Origin of the sequence: Haloarcula pellucida, assembly GCF_014647235.1 — an archaeon.
GTDB classification, from domain to species: Archaea; Halobacteriota; Halobacteria; order Halobacteriales; family Haloarculaceae; genus Haloarcula; species Haloarcula pellucida.
Genome location: NZ_BMOU01000008.1, coordinates 1 through 14,434 on the forward strand (window position 1 = coordinate 1; position 14,434 = coordinate 14,434).

At 64.0% G+C, this 14,434-nt stretch carries 19 protein-coding genes; all 19 read right to left on the reverse strand.

Going from position 1 to position 14,434, the window contains the following annotated elements; translation table 11 throughout:
• A partial coding sequence (locus IEY28_RS20020) for a phage tail protein (RefSeq protein WP_189001996.1) occupies positions 1-1,923 on the reverse strand: 1,923 nt, incomplete at its 3' end.
• Positions 1,923-3,041 (reverse strand): hypothetical protein, encoded by a 1,119-nt coding sequence (locus IEY28_RS20025; protein WP_189001997.1) that lies wholly within the window; start codon positions 3,039-3,041, stop codon positions 1,923-1,925. The genes IEY28_RS20025 and IEY28_RS20020, both read right to left, overlap by 1 nt.
• Positions 3,038-3,622, reverse strand: coding sequence for a hypothetical protein (locus tag IEY28_RS20030; RefSeq protein ID WP_189001999.1), 585 nt, complete (start codon positions 3,620-3,622; stop codon positions 3,038-3,040). The genes IEY28_RS20025 and IEY28_RS20030 overlap by 4 nt, the downstream gene beginning before the upstream one ends.
• Complete coding sequence (locus tag IEY28_RS20035; protein WP_189002001.1) at positions 3,619-4,713, reverse strand: hypothetical protein; 1,095 nt, start codon at positions 4,711-4,713, stop codon at positions 3,619-3,621. Before IEY28_RS20035 ends, IEY28_RS20030 begins: the two co-directional genes overlap by 4 nt.
• 142 nt (positions 4,714-4,855) lie before the next feature.
• Positions 4,856-5,413, reverse strand: coding sequence for a hypothetical protein (locus tag IEY28_RS20040; protein ID WP_189002002.1), 558 nt, complete (start codon positions 5,411-5,413; stop codon positions 4,856-4,858).
• 12 nt (positions 5,414-5,425) lie between these two features.
• Positions 5,426-6,415 carry a phage tail tube protein gene (locus IEY28_RS20045; protein WP_189002004.1) on the reverse strand — a complete coding sequence of 330 codons (990 nt, stop codon included), beginning with the start codon at positions 6,413-6,415 and terminating at the stop codon, positions 5,426-5,428.
• Positions 6,415-6,840, reverse strand: a complete 426-nt coding sequence (locus tag IEY28_RS20050) for a hypothetical protein (RefSeq protein ID WP_189002006.1) — start codon at positions 6,838-6,840, stop codon at positions 6,415-6,417. Before IEY28_RS20050 ends, IEY28_RS20045 begins: the two co-directional genes overlap by 1 nt.
• A complete protein-coding gene (locus tag IEY28_RS20055; RefSeq protein WP_189002008.1) occupies positions 6,840-7,058 on the reverse strand; it encodes a hypothetical protein in 219 nt (72 codons plus the stop codon). The genes IEY28_RS20050 and IEY28_RS20055 overlap by 1 nt, the downstream gene beginning before the upstream one ends.
• Entirely contained in the window at positions 7,045-7,314 is a 270-nt protein-coding gene (locus IEY28_RS20060) for a hypothetical protein (RefSeq protein WP_189002010.1), read from the reverse strand. Before IEY28_RS20060 ends, IEY28_RS20055 begins: the two co-directional genes overlap by 14 nt.
• A gap of 2 nt (positions 7,315-7,316) precedes the next feature.
• Positions 7,317-7,826 carry a hypothetical protein gene (locus IEY28_RS20065; protein ID WP_189002012.1) on the reverse strand — a complete coding sequence of 170 codons (510 nt, stop codon included), beginning with the start codon at positions 7,824-7,826 and terminating at the stop codon, positions 7,317-7,319.
• Entirely contained in the window at positions 7,827-8,267 is a 441-nt protein-coding gene (locus IEY28_RS20070; RefSeq protein WP_189002014.1) for a hypothetical protein, read from the reverse strand.
• Positions 8,267-9,166, reverse strand: coding sequence for a hypothetical protein (locus IEY28_RS20075; protein ID WP_189002016.1), 900 nt, complete (start codon positions 9,164-9,166; stop codon positions 8,267-8,269). The genes IEY28_RS20070 and IEY28_RS20075 overlap by 1 nt, the downstream gene beginning before the upstream one ends.
• A 35-nt stretch (positions 9,167-9,201) precedes the next feature.
• Positions 9,202-9,372 carry a hypothetical protein gene (locus IEY28_RS20080; RefSeq protein WP_189002018.1) on the reverse strand — a complete coding sequence of 57 codons (171 nt, stop codon included), beginning with the start codon at positions 9,370-9,372 and terminating at the stop codon, positions 9,202-9,204.
• Positions 9,373-9,378: 6 nt separating this feature from the next.
• Positions 9,379-9,678: a hypothetical protein gene (locus IEY28_RS20085; RefSeq protein ID WP_189002020.1), complete on the reverse strand. Its 300-nt coding sequence runs from the start codon at positions 9,676-9,678 to the stop codon at positions 9,379-9,381.
• Complete coding sequence (locus IEY28_RS20090; RefSeq protein WP_189002022.1) at positions 9,678-9,875, reverse strand: hypothetical protein; 198 nt, start codon at positions 9,873-9,875, stop codon at positions 9,678-9,680. The genes IEY28_RS20085 and IEY28_RS20090 overlap by 1 nt, the downstream gene beginning before the upstream one ends.
• The gene (locus tag IEY28_RS20095; protein ID WP_189002023.1) at positions 9,875-10,519 is read right to left on the reverse strand and encodes a hypothetical protein; all 645 of its coding nucleotides are present in this window, start codon (positions 10,517-10,519) and stop codon (positions 9,875-9,877) included. The genes IEY28_RS20090 and IEY28_RS20095 overlap by 1 nt, the downstream gene beginning before the upstream one ends.
• Positions 10,520-10,524: 5 nt before the next feature.
• Complete coding sequence (locus tag IEY28_RS20100; protein ID WP_189002025.1) at positions 10,525-11,793, reverse strand: hypothetical protein; 1,269 nt, start codon at positions 11,791-11,793, stop codon at positions 10,525-10,527.
• Position 11,794: 1 nt separating this feature from the next.
• Positions 11,795-13,315, reverse strand: a complete 1,521-nt coding sequence (locus IEY28_RS20105; protein ID WP_189002027.1) for a hypothetical protein — start codon at positions 13,313-13,315, stop codon at positions 11,795-11,797.
• A 100-nt stretch (positions 13,316-13,415) separates the two neighbouring features.
• Complete coding sequence (locus IEY28_RS20110) at positions 13,416-14,432, reverse strand: hypothetical protein (RefSeq protein ID WP_189002029.1); 1,017 nt, start codon at positions 14,430-14,432, stop codon at positions 13,416-13,418.
• Between the last annotated feature and the right edge of the window lie 2 nt (positions 14,433-14,434).

The following is a 14,434-nucleotide window of genomic DNA, read 5'->3' on the forward strand; positions in this document are numbered from 1 at the left end:
ACTGGCTGGCCACGTGTAGGACCCGGCGGACGTTGCCTTGATCCGGACCTCGTTGCGCGTCTCGTTCGTGCTTCCGAGGCCCATGAGTGATGCGTTCGTCGTCCACGAGAGACCAATCTCATCCTCTATGGTCGTGTCTGTCAAGAGCCCCGACGGCGCGGCAGGGCTGGTGTACTCATGCAAGATGTCTGAGACAACGATGCTGTCGAAAGCCGTGAACGAGTAATTGCCCTGGAACTCTTGGGCGACCTCGAGGCGGGCATCCGTCGAGAGATAGCTGTCGGGCACCGATATCGTGACGAACACCCAGCCCTGCTGATTGTACGCCCAGTCGTCGGTCTGCAGCGTCTGCCACGCACTCCCGTCGTACCACCGCACTCGGAGTGCGTCGACGGCGTCAGCCTCCCACGACGCCGCCTGCCACCGCAGGCGCACGTGGACATCAGACTCACCCGAGAGGTCGCCCAGTTGCTTGCGGAGGTACCCGCCGTCGAACATCTCGACGGCGTAGCTGCCCTCCGCCGGCGACGTATCGGCAAACCGGCTATCCAGCGCCTGAACAACGCCAGAGGTTTCGCCGGCCCCGTCGGGGAGGTTCGTAGAGTCCCACGCCGATGCGTCGCCGCTCTCGAATCCGTCCTCGAAGTAGACGTTGCCTTCGTTACCGTAGTCGGCGATGACGTACTCGCTGCCGCGCGACGAGTCGTTGTAGTGCCTGACCCTAAACTGGTAGCGGGCATCGTCCTGCAGGGCGACGCCACCGTCGTAGGTTGTCCCGACGTTGTAGGTGGCAGTGACACTGCTGCCTTTCGCGTCGGTGCCTGATGCGTTCGCATCGGCGGCGGTGAACGCGTCGAAGAACGTCCACGAGCCGTATCCCGAGCCCGTGTCCTCGCGGTAGTAGACGTCGAAGTACTGGCCGTCGTCGCCGACAAGATCAGTCCGCCATGTTACCGTCAACTCCACCGTCGACGCATCGGGGCGGTTGACCGACGGCGTCGCAGGCGGGACTGGCGTCGTGTAGACCGTGTCGCTCGTCACCCAGCTGCTGGTGCCGGTCGTGTTGACCGCCCGGACCCGGAACTGGAAGCTGCTGTCAATGCCGATTACGCTGCCGTAGGCGGCATCAGCGGACGGTCCGTAGGAGTAGGTGCCGGCGCTGCCGGGCGACGAGGGGCCGCCGGCCGGCGACACCCACGACCCGCCGTCGCGCGAGAGTTCGACATCGTAGCTGTTGATCGGCCCGTCACTCGTGTCGGCATCGAAGCTGAGATCGACCTGATCGTCAGCGACATAGGTCGCGTCGACGTTGTTCGGAGACGCGGGCGGGTCCGGTATCCGGTACTCGACGTTGTCGATGTACCCGGCCCAGCGCTGCGACCGCTCCTCGTAGACGTGCCAGCCCGCCTCCTGCAACCCGACGCTGGTCGCCGGTGCCGACGCCGCCGTGAACGTGATCGTCTCGCCGTTGAAGGTGATGTCGTAGGACCCACCGCCCGTGTGGATGATCGTAACGTCGGTGTAGAGCGTGTCGAAGGACCACGAGCCTGTAAATTCTACGCGGTCCGCAGTGTTGTTGTCGACAGCCCCCGTGTCCACGGCGGCAATGTTGTTACCTTCGAACTGGATGTGCAGCAGCGCGTTGCCGTTCTCATCGAGGACTTCGAAACCGGGCCCGTACCGGCTGTCCGAGTCGTTGCCGTTCCCATCGGTAATCTCGACATCGAACCGCCAGCCGGTGATCTTCTGGGACGTATCTTCGAGGCCGGTTCGGGCCTTCCCCTGTGTATCTGCGCCGTCGAGGACCCAGTCACCAGTACCGTTCGTGTCGTCGTTGATCAGCTGGATAGCGCCGCTCTGGACCCAGTCGCCCCAGTCACTGTCACTGCTCTCCCAGTCGCTCCGGAGTTGCCACTGCGCCATTACTGCACGACCTCCCGAGCGACGAGGCCCTGATCAGCGCCGGGGTCGTAGATCTGCCCGCTCGCCGCCGGATCGAGCAGGTCTACCAGTCCCGCCGGCGTCCCACCCTCGCCGTCGATCTCCATCCACAGCGGGTCTGTCCAGCCCCGTTTGATCGAGACATCCAGCGGGTACTCGCTGGAGCCGTCGCTGAAGACCACACGAGCGTCGGCGCGGGCCATCCCGATGTGGCGGACGTCGAGATCGGTGACACTCCACGACGACGTCCCGAGCGACTGCGTGGTCCACGTGCTGTTGGCGTCGTCCCAGCGCTCGACCGACAGCGCCGGCGACTGGTCGACGCGCAGGCGGACCAGTCCGTTCGAGATGACGCGCTCGCCGGCGTACTCGTGGGCCGTCGAGAACACTTTCTGCCACTGCAGGACATCGTCGCTGTCCGTCCTGGAGCCGACGCCGCGCTCGTCCCAGACGCGGACGTCGACGGGGCCCTCGTCAGCGTAGGGGATGTCGTACACGAGTGTGGCGTCGGCGTACGGCGCGTTCTGCAGGTCGTAGATCTCGACGTCGCCCAGCTCAGCGCTGCGGGTCGTGACCAGCGACGGGTCCGACGTCGACTCGGTCTCGCGGTCCAGCCACTGCACCTGTGTGGCTGTGGCTGGGGCGGCGACTTCCGCGGTCGTGGCGTTCCCGAACGGGTGGTCCTCTTGGGATTTGATCAAGCGGACGGCGCGGCGCTTATTCGCACGAGTACCGGCTTCGACCAGCACGCCGTCGAAGACCTGCAGTTTGTTCGTACGGGGGTCGTTCCGATTTGCGGACGCCGACTGGACGGTGTAGTAGCCATCAGACGGCGTCGACTCGGAGACCGCAGCGAAAGGGACATCCTCAATCGTCGAACTGCTCGCGAGCTCCTTGAGCTCGGAGACGATTTTCTCGGCGTACTGCCCGCGGTACTCGAACCGGATGTCCTTCTCCCCTGGTTTCGTCGCGATAGGCTGGACCGAGCCGCTGTCCGAGTTGAGCAGCCCCTGTACAGCAGTCTTCTGCTGGCCCCGCCGCTTGGCGTTGGTTTGCACACTGGTCGGGACGCTGATGACGTAGAGCTCTCTGTCGGTCATGATATCGTCTGAGAAGCGCCGTCGATGGTTTTCTCGAGTGACTGTAGCGACACCAGCGTAATGTTCCCGCTCCACCACGACCCGTCTTCGGCGGATCGGGTTCCCTGTGGGCCTTCGACAGCGACGTCAAGTTCGTCGTACAGCCCGTTGGCGTGATGCTCGCCGCAGCGGAGTGTCGCGGGGCTTCGGGAGTCGATCTCGGCGATGGCGAGATACTCCATCAGCACCTCGAGCTGTGTCATCGGCGCCGCGCCGGTCGCATCAGTCTGCGTCGGTGTTCCGCTGTTGCCAGTGTCTCCCCACTGGTCGTCAGAGCCCTCCCATTGATCGAACTCGATCTCGTAGATGCGAGCGCCGCCGCCGAGGTCGAGATAGAACCCTTGTCGTTTGGCCTGTCCCGACCCTCCCGCACTTGAGGCGACAGAGTTTACTGTCGAGCCGCGGCCGCCGATGAGGTAGCCCGTGCGGATGCTGGGGGTGATTTTGAGGTTCCCCGACATGTGGAACTCGCCAGTCTCGGCTGTGCCGTCCCCGTCGACGTCGGCCTCGACTATGAGGACAGCTTTGTTGAGGACAGTCATACACCACCCAGGCCGTCAGTGACCTCTTGCTTGAGTTGCTTGACCGCGTCGTCGACGACGTCGTCACGGAAGTCGTCGAACGCGTTCCGAAGTTGACGCTCCAGTTGGCCGGTTCCAATATCGAACGTCGGTGCCGGAAGGTCGACGTTGAAGTTGAGGCCGATGTTACTGAGCGCCTCCAGCCACGGTGGCTTCTGGATGGAGATGTTCTGGTCGAGTTGGGACAACCACGACGGCTGCTGTAGCGTTCCCAGATTTTGCAGCCACGTGGGCTCCTGCAGCGTCCCGAGGTTCTGCAGCCACGTGGGTTTCTGGAGATTGATGTTCGAGAGCCACTGTGGCTTCTTGATCTGGATGTCCCTCACCTCGGACGGGAGATTCTTGACGCCCTTGGCGCCCCGATCGAACTCGTTGACGAACGACTGCGGCGCTGCGGAACGCAGCTTTGACCCTGCTGCACGGACACCCGTCTCGAGTAGTCCCGATGGGTCGTACAGATTCTTTGCGCCAGTCGCGAGCGCTCCGAGCGGGTCCTGCATCGCGTTTCGAGCGCCACTCAGCCCCTCGAATTTCTTCCGTCCCTGCAGCGTCTGTCGGCCAGCACGTCCGAACATGCCCTGGCCAAGGGCGTGTCGGGCACCACCGATGCCGGCACCGACGAGAGAGACTGCCCCGCCAGCGAGTGCCGCTGTTCCGCCGAGGAGGCCTGCGCCGCCAGTCCCGACAACTGTTGTACCACCACTATCGCCACCACTCACGCCGATCTTCTCGAGTTCGTCGTGGATGTCGTTGAGCTTCTCGAGTTGTGCCAGCTCGACGTTCCCGGCTCCAGAGATCGCATCGCCGGCTCCGCCTGCTCCACCACCGCCGCCACCAGCACCTGTCCCGCGGACGGCGTCGACGGCCGTGCCGATCAGGCCGCCGCCGGGGATGGCCCGCTCCAGCTGCCGCTGGATCTTGCGCGTGTCGATGCTGGGCGTCAACTGCGCAGCCTTCCCTAGCCGACTCTCCATCTGCTGAGCTTCCTGTTCGAGCTGGCGGTCGTCGACTTCGGGACGGATGACGCCGGCGAGTTCGGCTCTACGCGGCATCACTGCCCCTCCTGTTGGTGTGTTTCATAGGCCTGTTTGAGTAGTGCGAGGAGGTCCTCGACGTAGTAGTCGTCAAGCGTGAGCCCCTGCCTCGCGAGGGTCGTCACGATCACTTGGCGATACTCTGGGTCGGCGATGTATCTCAAAAATCTTCGAGCTCGAGCTTGCCGTAGCGGTTGAAGTTCTTGACCTTCTGGTGGAGGTGGTTGAACGTCGGCGGCTCGAAGGCCGTCGTCTGCAGCTCGCCTTTGGCGTCGGTCGGCGTCGACGGCGGGACCTGCTGGACACAGACCTGGACGAGTCGGTGCTTGCTCGACTCGATGTTCGCGCGAGCGTCCTGATCGGACTGCAGCGAGTCCGTCGCGACGAGGTCGTTGGCGCGGGCAATCTCGCCGGCGCGTGCCTTCTGGATGACGAACTCCGACCCGCCGAACCGCTCGATGTCCGACCGGACGAGTTCGGCACTGTGCTCGACCTCCAGTACCGGCCGCTGCATGCCTCGGTACTCTTCGGGCGGCCACTGGACGTCCTCGTCCTCTTTCGCTTCTTCGCGCAGTTCGCGGAGGTCCTCGGCCTCGGCTTCGAGGCTCTCGGCGAGGTCCTCGAGGTCGACCGTCGCCGTGTCGCCGCCGGTTGCGACGTCTTTCAGTTCGGTTTCGGAGTTGGTACTACTCTCGGTGGTGGTTGTGTTGTCAGTCATGATGATCGTCCGTCAGGGCGGCGTCGCGGTCTCGTTGGTGACGTTGACGGTGACGTTGGTGGTCGGGCGAGACAGGTTTTCGGTGATAGCCTCGGTCGGTTGGCCGATGCCGTCCTCACCGTAGCTCTCGGGGTACGTGCCAGACAACGAGTAGACGTGCTGGTTGATACCCGAGCCCGCTGCCTTGCCGTTGTCGAGCGACAGTTCGGCCGAGACGCTGTTCTCGATGTCTTCCTGCACGACCGTCGCCGACGCCCCGCCGTAGACGTCCTGTAGGGCCGCGGCGTCGGTCTTCAGTTTCGAGTAGTCGAGGGTTGGTGAGAACAGGCCGACGAGGTACTCCGTCGCGAAGCGCGAGCCGAACGTCTGGATGGCTCGTGAGGCCTCCCACGACAGGTCCAGCGTCGCATTTTGGACGAGTGCCTCAGCCGTGCCGTCGCGCTTCAACGTGGCGTCGGCGTAGTTGAGGACCTCCTCGTCGATCGTGTCCTGACTGGTGAGTGAGACGCCAGTCGACGTATCCTCGATGGCGTAGAAGCCCTCCATCGTGACGCGGCTGCCGCCATCATCGTCGACGGACGGTTCGATGCGAGCGGAGCCCGTAACGCAGCCTTTCAGCGCGCGCTCGGCAGTCGTCGACGTCTCGTACCCTTCCAGAATCTGGAAGGAGTCGGGATCGCCCGAGCTAAGCGAGTAGGCGTGGGTGTGCGAGCCGTCGCCGTTGTCTGTCGTGTTGGGCGTCCCGAAGATGGAGCGGAGCCACCACGGCGTCGTGAGGTCCCACGACAGCGACCACGCACCCTCGAACGCGCCAGCTTTCATCGCCGCGGCGACGTCCTTCGAGAAGTTCGTGATGCGGGTGATGTTGTTGACAGCCTCCGCTGTGTCGAGTGTCCCGCCGGCGCCGGGCACGAACGGCGAGGGATTGGACTCAGCGCTGCGGAAGTCGCTCTCCCACTGGATGTTGACGCGCGTCCCGGCACCGGTGAGCACGCCACCCATCAGCTGTCACCTCCCTCATCTTGTCCCCAGACGTCGAGGACTACGATGCCGTGGCTTTCGACCTCGATATCGAGCGAGCGAACGCTCGTCTCGGCGTCGTCGGGCATCTCGTCGGGATGGTGTTCGCACAGCGCGTCGTGTGCGGCTTCGAGCACTGCGTCGCGGTTCTTGACGGTGTGGAGCGCTTCGAGGCCGTCGTGGCGGCTGCCGGTCACCATCTGGATGAGTGAACATGGCCCTTGTTCCTTGAGCGCCTCGCCGACGGCGTCGGCGATAGCCGATGCGACGGGGCCGTGCCAGCTGACTTCGACTTTCCGTACTTGGCCTTCGTCGACGGTGCGGATCGTGCCGCCGCACATGCAGTCCTCGTCGCCTTCGACTTCGTGTTGAGCACCGCAGTCGGTACAGTGGCCCATCTCCGCCATCAGGCCTCACCTCCGTTGTCTGTCGATTCGTCTTCGTCGTGATCGTTGCGTAGCTTGCGAGTCATATGTGCCTTGTATCGGTCGAGCCAGTCGTCGACGGCCGCCAGATCCTGTGGTATCTCCAGCCCGGTCGCGTCCATCAGCGCCTCGCGATGGCGGCGCACCCACGCCGGGCGGTCGTTGTACTGCTGCCACGTCTCGGGGTCAGTTGGGTCCATAGTCACACTCCGTGCAGACCTCGCCGCCCAGACCGTCGACGAGCGCGTCGGCGCCGCAGTCAGGACAGTGGTCATCGTCTTCGGCTTCGTCATCGGCGTCGCCGGCGTCCTCGAGGGACTCGGCCGCCTCGCGGTACTGCTTCGCGAGGATCGCCCACTGGTCAGACTGCAGCTGGGCGACGGTCGCGGCGCCCTGCAGCCACGCGCGCTGCTGCTCGGGAGAGAGGTCATCAGAGGGTCCCGGTATCTCGGGCATGGTCAGACACTTGGGTCGATTTGGCTGGCGTGCTGGACGAACGCGATGTCGACGTCGGCGCGGTAGATCTTCTGGCCCTCCGCGCTGGACTCGTCCCTGATCGTGCTCGCCACGACCTGGTCGAACTCGGCGAAGCCCTTGCGGTGAGCGTCGAGAATCCGTTTCGTCTCGCCAGATAGACCGACGTATCGGTCCGGTGCACTCATCCCGGAGCGAGGGCCAAACATCCGTTCTCGGCCATCGACCAGTGTGCCGTTGATACGCCGCTCGGCGCTGCGAAGTTCGACCGTGACGTCAGCCTCGACCTTTTCGTGAGTCCAGCCGAATCCACGTGGCGTGAACACGGTGTCGCCGCCGTCGACGATGCGTGCGTAGTCCCTAGTCTTGAGGTCGCTCTGGGACACGCTCTCCTCAAGGACGATCTTGGGCTTCGGGACGTCTGTCGACCGGCCGCTGATCGTTTCTTCCCAGTTCGTATCGATCAGCGCTTCCGCGGCCTGCAGGAACGTCATCTACTGTCCCTCCAGCCACTGTTCTGCGATTCTCATCCCCGACTTGACGTAGTCGATGCGTTCGATGCCGTCGACGGTGGCCTCTGGCAGGAACACTGTCGGGAAGGAATCGTCGAACATCTCGCGGACCTCGGGCGGGGCGTCTGGCCATTCGAAGACGAGGACGTCGTCGCCCGGAACCGTGTGCGTCTGTGTCCCGACCTCGAAAAAGTAGGCTGCCGGATGTCGGTAGTCAAAAACCGCGCCGCCGAGTTGGTCGTCCCACTGCGGCGGTGTCCCGGACTGGACGACAGGGTACGTATCGTAGCCGTGCTTATCCCCTCCCTCAGTCAGTTCCTCCTGCGATGCCGAGAAGGCCCGGTTAGCGGCTTCGAGCGCCATGTCGCGGCCGACGCCCTCGAACTCGACGGCGAGCGTACCGCTGTCGATCTCGATCCCCATTACTGGTACCCGTAGTTGTCGCTGTACTGTGCGATGGTGTTCGTCCACTCACTCTCCCAGTCGTCGAGCTTCCGTTCGGCCTGGACAGCGCGGCCGCCGTCGACGAGCTCGTCAGTCCAGTCGTCGAACCGGACGAGTTCTTCAGCCGCCTTTGCTGCGACAGCCTCGCGGACGTCCATCGGGCAGTAGTGGACAGTGGATCCGCTAGCTCGGTCGGCGTCCGAGGTTGCGCGAACGCCACGGGCCCGGATGGTGATCTCGTCAGCGCTGTGGTCGACGCTCGCGACGTCGACGTACTCGGCGCCGTCGACGAGCATCACGCCTCCGCTGGGAGGGAGGCGGCTAGCGTCGTCGACGCCAATCGTCGTAGTCGATCCCTGTGCCAGTTGGGACGTGAGTGTCGTCTGTCCAGCCGTCCCGTACTCTCCGCCGACGCCAAGCCGATAGGAGAGGCGGACGAACCGCTCGCGATAGTTACGCAGCACTGGGAGCGATCCGTGGCCGGGCAGCCGGAAGATCGTCAGCTTGCCCATGCGGTAGTCCGCAACCCAGGCCTGACCTTCGCGAGTCGTGATGTCGGTCCAGGTGTCTCGACCCGTCCGCCGCTCGATGAAGTCACCCTCGTTGGGATCCAGCGGCAGGATGTTCTGCTCGTCGAGATACGCGTGAACCGGAAAACCTGCACCCTTCGCACTCAGGTAGACTGGGGCGTCCCGACTGCCGATTCGGACGGGGCGCATCGGGCGAGCCGACCGATTCCACTTTGCCTCGACACCTTCGATGCGAGCCGAAATCTTGTCGACGTCTTTGTGCCCGATGAGCGCTTCCTCGGGGTTCGAAGACGAGCTTTCGAGGTTCGACTGTGTGATCTGTGGATTGAAGCGTCTCACGACGTCCACTGGAAGTGTGTAGTGCAGGCGTGACATGGGTCAGATCAGTCGGTGTGGACCATCGCGAGTCCGATACGGTCACGCTTTTCGTACACCGGAGCAACGTGGTCGAGCGACGTTGCAGCGCTGTTGTTGTCGAGCCAGGTCTGGATGGCCGCCTCGACAGCGTCTCTGTTGGCCTTTGCCTCGACAACGTCGACGTCGTCACTGACCATCTACGATCACCGCCGGCCTTCGACGCGCAGTTTCACTTCTCCGATGTCGGTTCCAGAGGCCACATCTTGCACCCCGCCAGTCCCATCACCGGTGTCGTTGACTTCGGTGACGTGGAAGCGGTCGCCGTTGACGTGGTCCCACGTAATGTCGTACGTGGGATCCTCCTGACCGATAACCGAGACTGCCTGCGGGTTGTCGATGTCAGTGTTGGCCGCCGGATCCCAGACGTGATGGCCTGCGTTCGAGAGGTTGGTGACGTCGACGACCTCAGTCGTGACCTGCATCGCGCCGCCGTTGGTCGACATCAGTCGTCACCCCCCGCGTTCGCGACGATGGCGTTCACGACCGATTTCTGGATGCTCGTGAGCTTGTCCAGGGCCCGTCCCTCGTCCATGATACCACCCACGTCGATGCGGACCGTGCCGTTCTCTTCGACCGTAACGAACTCGCCGAGGTTGTTCCCGACGAGTTCGTTCTCATCTCGATCGAACCAGAACGTCATCAGTCGTCACCTCCAGTGGCCTCAAGGGCGTCGTGGACGTCGCCGTTGTCCTGCTCGGCGAGCCATTCTGCCATCTCCGTGACGCCGGCGCCACGAAGACTAAACTCGTCAGCGTCCTCGCGAACGCTCTTGACAGCTTCCTTGAGCTGACTGCGACCGTACTCTTGGGCCAGGGTCGCGACGCGGTCGTCGTCTTCGTCGGTGGCGTCGGCATCATCTTCGTCGACGTCAGCTATCTCGGCTAGCTGGGTCGGGATGCGGCCGCCGTCGACCGGGTCTTCGAGACCGAGTGCGTCGTACACCCGATCACGGAGCCCCGGATCGGCACCGCGGCCGAACACGTTGTCCGGCAGCCGGTTCTTCGAGAGTAGCGTTTCGGCGAAGCGCTCGCGGTCGTCGGCGTAGACAACGTCGAGATCGTCGCGGTTTTCGAGATACGGCAGCCCCTCGTCCGGGACGAGCGCGAAGTACCAGACGCCGTTGTTGAGTGGGGCTGTGCCGGGCCACTTGCCCTGTGAGGCGAGTGTCCCGCGCGTCGCGATGCTGCTGTACTCGCCGGTGTACCGCAGCGCGATCAGTTCGAGGTTGCGGATCTCGCCCGACTGTTCCCGTTCGAGGTTCTCCTGAAGAGCAATCACACCCATGGTGATCAGGCCTCGACGTCGCGGAGCTTGCCCATCGCGCTGAAGTCGCGGACGACCAGTTCGTGGTACATCGCGAACAGCGCCTCGTTCTTGAACTCGCCCGTCGCGAGCGGGTTGACCGGCGCATCGGCCCCAGCACGCCAGACGTCCGGCGCGCGGTAGTTCTCGAGGGAGATCTTCGGCTTGGGCTCGTCGCCATCCTCACCAGTCTGTGCCAGCGAGGGGTCCATGGCGTAGATGCGCTCGAGGCTGTCGGACGGCACCGTCTCGGCGACGATGATCGGGTGGCCGTCCCAGTGCGAGATCTGCGCGTTGAAGTTCGCACCGAGGCGGGACTCGGCGTCGTTGACGTCCTCACGAGTGGCCTGCCGGAGGGCGTCAGCACGGAACTGGGACTCGCGCAGGTCCGACATGACGCGGGCCGTGTTGTAGCCCGTGACGAGGAAGAAGTTCCCTCGCTCGGCACTGCCGTTCTGGACGTAGTTGTCGATGAACGTGTTGATCCGGTCAGACGTGAGCTGACGGAGCGTGCCGCTGTTGTGGTCGACGTAGGCGTCGGCCCAGTTGGCCTCGTTGTCGCCGCCGGCGCCAGTCGCCGAGCGGTCGATGTCGTAGACGTCGAGGTCGCCGTCGGAGAAGGCGTCACCGTTGGCGTCCACCCCGTTCGTCTCCTCGTCTTCCGACGCGATCGCACGGTCGATGGTCAGCAGCAGGTCGTCGTTGGAGTACTGCGGCGTGTCGCCGGCCGTACCACCGCTCGCGTTGACGGTGCGAGCGAGGGCGTCGCGCTCGACCGAGCGAGTCATGTAGTCCCGCATGATCTCCGTGAGTTCGTCAAGGCCGACGGTGTCGTGACCCAGACGCGACTCGATGTCGACGATCAGGTCGCTCTCGATCGCCATCGAGGAGATTCGGACGTCGGCAGCCACCTTGCGGACGTCGGCCGTGACGGCCGTCGGGACCGAGCCACCACCAGAGACGCCAGAGATGGACGGCGGGTTGAAGATCGACCGGAACGTCTTCGCCGGCGTGTCGCCGGGGCTGATCTGCTCTTCGCCAGTGCGGTCCACCTCGGGGATCGCCCCGAGGATGTTGTTCTTCATGTTGACCTGGTTGTAGAGTACCAGGCCAGCGATGTCGTTCGCCAGCCCCGTCGTGTCAGCGCCGAAGGTGGCCTGCTGCTCGAGCTGGTCGAACAGGTTGGACCACATGCCGCGGGCGGCACCGCCGGGGGTGTATTGCTGGTTGTACAGGTGCTGAGTGTGTGCGTGCATGTTAGTTACCTCCAGAATCGCCGAAGGTCATCGAGTCGACGACGCCCTCGACCTCATCCTTCATGTCGCTCTCTGCCGTCGCGCTGCCGCCGGCCGGATCGCCGGTTTCGGCGGTCTGCATCTGCTTGGCGATGTTGTCAGCCACCGACTCGCCGATGCCTTCGACGGCCGTTTCGAGCTGCTGGGAGAGGGTCGACAGTCGGTCGTCGAACTCTTCCTTGGTGACGTACTCGGCGTCGCCGCCGTCGTCGCTCTGCGTTTCGAGGTCGCCGAGCTGCTCTTCGATCGCGCTGCCGACGGCGTCGGGCACCTCCTGCTGGATGAGGTCGCGGACGGCACCCTCATCGAGACCCTGCTCGTCAGTGCCGGCGTCTTCGTCGTCACCGGGCTCGTCGTCGGCCGGATCGTCGTCCGGCTCGTCAGCCTCCTCGGCGACGGCGGCCTCGAGTTCGTTGAACAGGGCGTGGACTTCTTCCTTGTCCATGCCGAGCTCGTCGGCGACCTCGTTGGCGAGGTCGTCGCGGTCCATCTCCTCCTGCTGCAGCGTCTCGCTCAGCTGATCGAGTCGTTCCTCGGCCTGCTGAGCGATGTGGTCCGCATCCTCGCCGTCGACGACGTCCGTCGCGGCTTCTTCGATAGTCTGTTCGCTCTGCTGTGCCACTGCGATCGTTTCTCCAACCAGCCCAGTCTTGGACTGGCTGAAAAGGTGGTTGAAAATTCCCATTGTGAATCTCTGTTCCAGAGATCGACCCAGTGCCTCGACCGTCTCGGAGCCAGTCACTGACCCCGAGGAACGCATGCCAGCGTCATCGGACTGGGATACTGCATCCGCGAACCGCGCCTGAAACTCCGCTACACCGAAGTGGGAGCCTTTGTTCTTGATCAGTTCATCTTCGCCGATCGTGACCGCGAGGAAGTCGACCTCTCGGGCGACCTTGCCCTTGTCAGCTTGCTCGTATTCGCGCGTGTAGACCGTCACCGAGAAGCCGTCGAGGTGGCCGTAGTAGGCCCCCAGACGCGTCTCCTGAGAGATGACCGAGCCCTTGGTACCACGCCCGTAGACGTTCGCGACGATCCACAGGGCGTCCTCCTGGGCAGTCCCGCTGCCGTCGGGCAGCGTTTCGCCCTCGCGGACAACCTGTGTCCGGAGCGTGTCGCCGGCGTCGAAGCGCAGCGTCTCGTCGTTGTCCAGATGGACAGTCGTCGACTCGTCGAGCGTGTACTCGTCGAGAAACTCGCCGACTTTGACGTCGTCGTGCCGGCGCGAGAGGTTGTCCAGCGCCAGCAGTTGGTCGATCTGCTCTTCGAGGGCATCCATCTCGATGTAGAGATGCTCCTCGCCCGGTGCCGGATCGTTCCACTGCTCGATCGAGGCCTTCCCGAAGATGATGAAGTCGTCTGCGGTGACGACCTCCCGCTCATCGTCGGACAGGTTGTTGAGGTCGAAGTCCGCATCAGTGCGGACAGGGCCGTCGCTGACCGGGCCAAACGACCCGCTCGCGGCTTTTGTCGTCGTACCCATGTGTCGTAGAAACCGTGCTACTCGGCAGGACTCTCGTGGTCGGTAGGGGCCGCACTGCCCTCCCCATCGACCACGCCAACGTTACGTCGGCCGGTGGGCGTCAGCCCTGCTGCTCGGCCATCGGGACGTGGTCGCTGTCTTCTGGATCCCATCCTTCCGGCTTGGAGAAGACGGGGATAGAACCGGGGTTGATCACGTAGTCGACCGCCGGGTGATCGTCCAGGACGTCCTCGATGTCCGTGACGTCGCTGTCAGCTTCGAGTGCCACGTACGTTGGGTGATCGTGACTCTCCAGGGTGTCTTCGGGATGTCGCTGAAGCCCTTTCCACATCTGGAAGACGTCGCCGTGCTTCGACAGGTCGTCTAGGAACTGGTCCCAGTCGCCTTCCTCGTGGTCGATCACTTCACCGCCCGGCGGGAAATGGAGTGTGACCGCGTCGACTTCGGCCTGCTGTTCGGGAGTTGCCAGCTGCTGGTCAGCCCCGTCATCGGCACAGTCAGCGCAGACCATCGCACCCTCCATCCGGTCGTGCTCGCCGCACTTCCGACACTCCGGCGGGAGTGAGCCAGCCTGACCCTCGAGATCGGAGCCGGTAGCCTCAGCATCGACAGTCGTCAGCGGCTCGACGACGCCACCGGTCGCCTGCTCCAGGTCGTCGATCGTCCCGTAGTCGCTGACGTGCGGCTCATCCAGTTGCTCGTCGTCCGGCCAAGCGTCGATGCGCCAGTCGACGTAGACGCCGGCGTTCGGGAAGTCCACGCCAATGCCCATCAGGTCGCCATCGAGGTCCATCTCGCTGTCCTCGGATTGGACGATGCGAAACACGTCGACGGCGAACTCACCAGCCTGCTGGTCAGCCACTGCCTCGTCGTAGACCAGGTACTGCTCCTCTTCGTTGGCCCAGACACCGTCGGCTTGCTTCTCCCAGCCGGTGGCCTGCTGGGCGAACGTGTCCATGTCGGACGGGGAAGAGCCCAGCGTGTCGGTTGTCGCAACCTCGACGTCGTCGACGGCGGCTTGCATCTCAGCCTGACAGATCGCCCAGGCGCGCGATTCGCCCATGTCGGGGTTGTCGTCGAGCACGCTCTGGACGCACTCGTGTACTTTTTCGGGCATGG

What these genes read in the sequence shown, in the direction of transcription:
- IEY28_RS20025 (WP_189001997.1), bottom strand. Translation starts at nt 3,041, where the DNA reads ATGACCGACAGAGAGCTCTACGTCATCAGCGTCCCGACCAGTGTGCAA.
- IEY28_RS20030 (WP_189001999.1), bottom strand. Translation starts at nt 3,622, where the DNA reads ATGACTGTCCTCAACAAAGCTGTCCTCATAGTCGAGGCCGACGTCGAC.
- IEY28_RS20035 (WP_189002001.1), bottom strand. Translation starts at nt 4,713, where the DNA reads ATGCCGCGTAGAGCCGAACTCGCCGGCGTCATCCGTCCCGAAGTCGAC.
- IEY28_RS20040 (WP_189002002.1), bottom strand. Translation starts at nt 5,413, where the DNA reads ATGACTGACAACACAACCACCACCGAGAGTAGTACCAACTCCGAAACC.
- IEY28_RS20045 (WP_189002004.1), bottom strand. Translation starts at nt 6,415, where the DNA reads ATGGGTGGCGTGCTCACCGGTGCCGGGACGCGCGTCAACATCCAGTGG.
- IEY28_RS20050 (WP_189002006.1), bottom strand. Translation starts at nt 6,840, where the DNA reads ATGGCGGAGATGGGCCACTGTACCGACTGCGGTGCTCAACACGAAGTC.
- IEY28_RS20055 (WP_189002008.1), bottom strand. Translation starts at nt 7,058, where the DNA reads ATGGACCCAACTGACCCCGAGACGTGGCAGCAGTACAACGACCGCCCG.
- IEY28_RS20060 (WP_189002010.1), bottom strand. Translation starts at nt 7,314, where the DNA reads ATGCCCGAGATACCGGGACCCTCTGATGACCTCTCTCCCGAGCAGCAG.
- IEY28_RS20065 (WP_189002012.1), bottom strand. Translation starts at nt 7,826, where the DNA reads ATGACGTTCCTGCAGGCCGCGGAAGCGCTGATCGATACGAACTGGGAA.
- IEY28_RS20070 (WP_189002014.1), bottom strand. Translation starts at nt 8,267, where the DNA reads ATGGGGATCGAGATCGACAGCGGTACGCTCGCCGTCGAGTTCGAGGGC.
- IEY28_RS20080 (WP_189002018.1), bottom strand. Translation starts at nt 9,372, where the DNA reads ATGGTCAGTGACGACGTCGACGTTGTCGAGGCAAAGGCCAACAGAGAC.
- IEY28_RS20085 (WP_189002020.1), bottom strand. Translation starts at nt 9,678, where the DNA reads ATGTCGACCAACGGCGGCGCGATGCAGGTCACGACTGAGGTCGTCGAC.
- IEY28_RS20090 (WP_189002022.1), bottom strand. Translation starts at nt 9,875, where the DNA reads ATGACGTTCTGGTTCGATCGAGATGAGAACGAACTCGTCGGGAACAAC.
- IEY28_RS20095 (WP_189002023.1), bottom strand. Translation starts at nt 10,519, where the DNA reads ATGGGTGTGATTGCTCTTCAGGAGAACCTCGAACGGGAACAGTCGGGC.
- IEY28_RS20100 (WP_189002025.1), bottom strand. Translation starts at nt 11,793, where the DNA reads ATGCACGCACACACTCAGCACCTGTACAACCAGCAATACACCCCCGGC.
- IEY28_RS20105 (WP_189002027.1), bottom strand. Translation starts at nt 13,315, where the DNA reads ATGGGTACGACGACAAAAGCCGCGAGCGGGTCGTTTGGCCCGGTCAGC.
- IEY28_RS20110 (WP_189002029.1), bottom strand. Translation starts at nt 14,432, where the DNA reads ATGCCCGAAAAAGTACACGAGTGCGTCCAGAGCGTGCTCGACGACAAC.